At 71.3% G+C, this 4,706-nt stretch carries 6 protein-coding genes; all 6 read left to right on the top strand.

From position 1 onward, the window contains the following. The coding region (locus E2651_RS41360) for an SPFH domain-containing protein (RefSeq protein ID WP_245239536.1) at positions 1–741 on the top strand (741 nt) is incomplete at its 5' end. After that, a complete protein-coding gene (locus E2651_RS41355) occupies positions 728–1,393 on the top strand; it encodes a nucleoside/nucleotide kinase family protein (protein ID WP_135336419.1) in 666 nt (221 codons plus the stop codon). The genes E2651_RS41360 and E2651_RS41355, both read left to right, overlap by 14 nt. Positions 1,394–1,479: 86 nt before the next feature. Continuing rightward, positions 1,480–2,082, top strand: coding sequence for a lytic polysaccharide monooxygenase (locus tag E2651_RS41350; protein WP_135336418.1), 603 nt, complete (start codon positions 1,480–1,482; stop codon positions 2,080–2,082). Positions 2,083–2,175: 93 nt separating this feature from the next. After that, a complete protein-coding gene (locus E2651_RS41345; RefSeq protein ID WP_135336417.1) occupies positions 2,176–2,631 on the top strand; it encodes a DUF3592 domain-containing protein in 456 nt (151 codons plus the stop codon). Between the two features lie 42 nt (positions 2,632–2,673). Further along, positions 2,674–4,377 carry an AMP-binding protein gene (locus tag E2651_RS41340; RefSeq protein ID WP_135336416.1) on the top strand — a complete coding sequence of 568 codons (1,704 nt, stop codon included), beginning with the start codon at positions 2,674–2,676 and terminating at the stop codon, positions 4,375–4,377. Positions 4,378–4,441: 64 nt separating this feature from the next. Continuing rightward, positions 4,442–4,706 (top strand): sensor domain-containing protein (locus E2651_RS41335; protein ID WP_245239535.1); only part of this gene is annotated, 265 nt, incomplete at its 3' end.

Raw genomic sequence — 4,706 nt, 5'->3', positions numbered from 1 at the left:
GGATACAGCGGGATCGGCCCCGCGCAGTGGGCCTCGCTCGCCGGGTCGGGGGCGCTCGCCCTGTTCGGGTTCGGGGGCCTGGCGCGGGGCCGGGTCGGCAAGGCGTGGGTGCTCACCCTCTTCGGGCGGTACCGCGGCAGCGTCCGCAGGACCGGTCTGATGTGGGTCAACCCGCTCCTGCTGCGCCGCCGCGTCGACGTACGCCTGAGGCACTGGCGCAGTGAACCGATGCCGGCCGTGGACCGGGGCGGGGTCGCGCTGCGGGTCGTCGTGCTCGTCGTATGGCGGGTCAAGGACGCGGCGCGGGCGACGCTCGGCGTCGCCGACCACCAGGAGTATCTGCGGGAGTGCGTCGAGTCGGCGACGGCCCGCGTGCTCTCCCGGCTGCCCGCCGACGCCTTCCACGACGACACCCCGACCCTGCGCGACGCGGACGCCGTCGGCGACGCGCTGACCCGGATGCTCGCCGCGGAGGCCGAGCCGGTCGGCATCGAGGTCTTCTCGGCCCAGCCGACCCGTATCGAGTACGCCCCCGAGGTCGCGGAGACCATGCACCGCCGCCGGGTCGAAGCCCTGGACGCCCGGCACCGCGACACCGTGCTCACCTCGGTGGTGGACTCCGTCGAGGACACGGTGACCCGGCTGACCACCCGTGGCCTGGTCGAGCTCGACGACTACGAGCGCAAGGCCTTGGTCAAGGACCTGACGGTGGCGTTCTATACGGGGCATGGAGACCGCTGACCCCGCCACGCCCGAACTGACCGCCCTCGCCAAGGACGCCTGGAAGCTGACCGCAGGCCGGCCCCGCACCCTCCTCGGGATCGCGGGGCCGCCAGGTGCCGGCAAGTCGACGCTCGCCCGTGCCCTTGTGGCGGCCATCGGCGAGGGCGCCGCATATCTGCCGCTCGACGGATTCCACCTGTCCAACGCCCAGTTGGAGCGCCTCTCCCTCGCCTCCCGCAAGGGTTCGGAGCCGAGCTTCGACGTCCGGGGATACGTCGCGCTGCTCGGCCGGGTCCTCGATGACACCGGCGCGGACATCTACGTACCCGATTACGACCGCACCCTCCACGAGCCGGTGGCCGCCCGGCACCGCGTCCCGCCGGTCGCCCGGCTCGTCGTCACCGAGGGGAATTATCTCGCCTGCGATCTGCCCGGCTGGCGCGCGGCACGGGAGCTGATGGGGGAGTGCTGGTACGTGGGGGCACCTGCGGAGGTACGTCAAACACGCCTGATCGAACGGCAGTTGGCGGGCGGCAGGACGCCTGACGGGGCCCGCGCGTGGGTGGCGACGAACGACGATCCGAACGGCGATCTCGTGGAGAGGTCGCGCCATCGTTGCGACAGGATCCTCTCCACACTTGGTATGGACATGTTCAACTACCGGCCATAATCTGAACTTGGTCTAGACCGCAGAACTCGCCCCGCAGCGCGCGCACAGCTCACGAAACTCCCCACGTTTCCCCCTGGAGCGGCAGCATGCGAAACAAGAAGACGTACGCGGCCCTGCTCGGCGTCACCACGTTCGGGGCCCTCGCGCTCTCGTCCGGCGGCGCGAGCGGTCACGGCTACACGGACCTGCCGGCCAGCCGCCAGATCAACTGTGCCAACGGCACGGTGAGCGGCTGCGGTTCCATCCAGTACGAACCCCAGAGCGTCGAGGGCCCCAAGGGCTTCCCGGCGGCGGGTCCCGCCGACGGCAAGATCTGCTCGGCCGGCATCGGCGGCTTCGACTCGCTCAACCAGCCGAAGGCGCCGGGCGGCGGCGCCTGGCCGACGACCAGTGTCAGCGGCGGGCAGAGCTACACCTTCCGCTGGCAGTTCACGGCACGCCACCGCACCACGGACTTCAAGTACTACATCACCAAGCAGGGTTGGGACGAGAGCAAGCCGCTGACCCGGGCCGCGCTCGACACCACCCCGTTCCTCGACGTCCCCTACGGTGGACAGCAGCCGCCCGCCACGCTCTCGCACGCCGGGACGATCCCCGGCGGCAGGAGCGGGCACCACGTGATCGTCGCGGTGTGGACGGTCCACGACACGTCGAACGCCTTCTACTCCTGCTCGGACGTCAAATTCTGAGCTTGGCTTGAGGACCTGAGGCTCTCCCCACGGGTAGGTTCTGCGCACGCCGTCCATGACCGGGACGGCGTGCGCAACTATCGGGGGACAGCCATGGAGTTGATGCTCTACGTCGTACCGGCCCTGATCGGGGCCGTGGTGATCGCGATGGCGGTCAAGGTGATCAAGCGCTTCCTGGAGCTCAGGCGGGCCTGGTCCAGCGGCCTCACCGCGGAGGCGCGCTGCCTGCGCACGTATACGACGACGAGCCGCAGCAGCGACAGCGGCCACACCATGACCACGGTGCACCACGTCTACGAGTTCACGCCATCCGGCGGCCGCGCGGTCCGCTTCGAGGAGGAGAACGGTCCGGCGACGACCGTCGAGGGCGACTTCGTCACCGTCCACTACACGGCAGACCGCCCCGAGAAGGCGACGGCGCACGCGCCGAGCCCCGTCAAGAGCGCGGCGAGCACGCTAGGCCTGCTCTGCTTCTTCGGCGTCATGCTCGCCTTCTGCGTCTTCTCCATGGTGACGGCGAGCGACATGATCGGGTCAGACATCCCGTAGCGCCCTCCTCATCTGACGAGGCATCAATTATGGTGCGCGGCCATGAAGAGCACTGGGAGCACTGGGAGCACTGGGAGCGCCGGGAGTTCCGGGAGTACGAGTACGGTCGCGGAGCTCGTGCAGGCGAGGTGGGGCGACCACCGCCCCGGCCTGCACTTCGAACACGCCCAACTGACCCACCACCAGATCGCGGCGGGCGCGGCCGCGAGGGCGGAGCTCCTCGCGGACCTGCTGCCGCGGGGAGCCGAGCCGCACATCGGGGTGCTGCTCGACAACACCCCCGAGTACCCGCTGTGGCTGAGCGCGGCGGCGCTCGCGGGCGCGGCGGTGGCGGGCATCAACCCCACCCGCAGAGGCGCCGAGCTGGCACGCGACATCGTCCACACGGACTGCCGGGTCCTGATCACGGAACGATCCCACCTCCCGCTCCTGGACGGCCTCCAACTCCCGGACGTACGCGTCCTGGTGACGGATTCGGACGCGTACGGCGAACTCCTCGCGCCGTACGCCGACGCGACCCCGCAGATATCTCCCGCCGCGACGCCCGCCGCCCGGATGCTGCTCTACTTCACCTCGGGTTCGACGGGCGCGCCCAAGGCGGCGATCTGCAGCCAGGGCCGCCTGGCCGCGGCGGGCCAGTCCCTGGTCACCCACTTCCAGGTCCGGCCGACCGACACCCACTACGTCTGCATGCCCATGTTCCACGGCAACGCGGTGATCGCGGACTGGGCGCCGGCGCTCGCGGCCGGGGCGGGGGTGGCGCTGCGGCGGCGCTTCTCCGCCTCGGCGTTCCTGGGCGACGTACGCGCGTACGGGGCGACGTACTTCACCTATGTGGGCCGGGCGGTGCAGTACCTCCTGGCGACGCCCGAGCGGGCCGACGACACCCAGAACCCCCTCCGCATGGGCTTCGGCACGGAGGCCGGGGCGGTGGACGCGGCGCGGTTCGAGAAGCGGTTCGGGGTGCGCCTTGTGGAGGGGTACGGGTCGTCCGAGGGCGGCGCGGCGATCCAGCGGACGCCGGGGACGCCGGCCGCGGCGATCGGCCGGCCGGCGCCGGGGGACGAGCTCGCGGTGGTGGATCCCGGCACGTTTCTGGAATGCCCGCCCGCGGTCTTCGCCTCGGACGGCCGACTGCTCAACGGGGATGCGGCGATAGGGGAGTTGGTGAACAAGGGGCGCAGTCCCTTCGAGGGGTACTGGCGCAATGCGGAGGCGGACGCGGCACGGCTGCGGGGCGGTTGGTACTGGACGGGGGACCTCTTCTACCGCGACGCGGAGGGGTTTCTCTATTTCGCGGGGCGCACGGACGACCGGCTCCGCGTGGACAGCGAGAATCTGGCGGCGGCGGTGATCGAGAACATCCTGGCCCGCTATGAGGGTGCGGCGGCCGTGGCGGTGTACGCGGTGCCGGACCCGGTGGCAGGGGACCAGGTGATGGCGGCGGTTTCTCCCCGCCTCGGGGCGGAGTTCGACCCCCTCACTTTCGCCGAGTTCCTCCTCTCCCAGCCGGACCTGGGGACGAAGATGGCGCCGCGCTTTGTGCGGGTGGTTCCGCGGATGCCGGTGACGGCGACGAACAAGGTGGCGCGGAGCGCTCTGCGGAAGGCGGGCTTCCGTTGCCCCGACCCGGTCTGGTGGCGCCCCCCGGGTTCGGCCTCCTACCGCCCGCTGACGCCCCCGGACGTCACCTCGCTCCTGGCCCAGTACCGCGCCCACGCCCGCGAGGGACTACTCCCCAGCTGAACGGTGCCCCGCAGGCGAACCGCTGACCGCAGCCGAAGCTGCCGGGACGCCATACCCTGCCCCCATGGTCCAGGAGAGCGTGTGGACGGCGCTGAGGCGGCGGGGGTATCTGGCGAGCAGTGCTCCATGGCGTGCCCTGGGATACCTCGGGGGAGGCATCGTCCTCGGCGTGGTCGTGCTCATCGGCGGCCTTGCCGCGGCCCTCGTCGGCGTCGCGCTCAGCCTCGTACTCATCGGCCTGCCCCTCCTCGCCCTGCTCGCCTTCACCGGCATCCCCGTCGCCGCCCTGGAGCGCCGCCGCCTCCGCCACGTGGATCCCGGTCCCGCGC

This window comes from Streptomyces sp. MZ04 (assembly GCF_004684775.1).
GTDB lineage: Bacteria > Actinomycetota > Actinomycetes > Streptomycetales > Streptomycetaceae > Streptomyces.
This window is presented reverse-complemented; position numbering and strand designations above follow the sequence as displayed.

Coding starts and splice junctions, on each gene's coding strand:
- E2651_RS41355 (WP_135336419.1), top strand. CDS start 728: ATGGAGACCGCTGACCCCGCCACGCCCGAACTGACCGCCCTCGCCAAG.
- E2651_RS41350 (WP_135336418.1), top strand. CDS start 1,480: ATGCGAAACAAGAAGACGTACGCGGCCCTGCTCGGCGTCACCACGTTC.
- E2651_RS41345 (WP_135336417.1), top strand. CDS start 2,176: ATGGAGTTGATGCTCTACGTCGTACCGGCCCTGATCGGGGCCGTGGTG.
- E2651_RS41340 (WP_135336416.1), top strand. CDS start 2,674: ATGAAGAGCACTGGGAGCACTGGGAGCACTGGGAGCGCCGGGAGTTCC.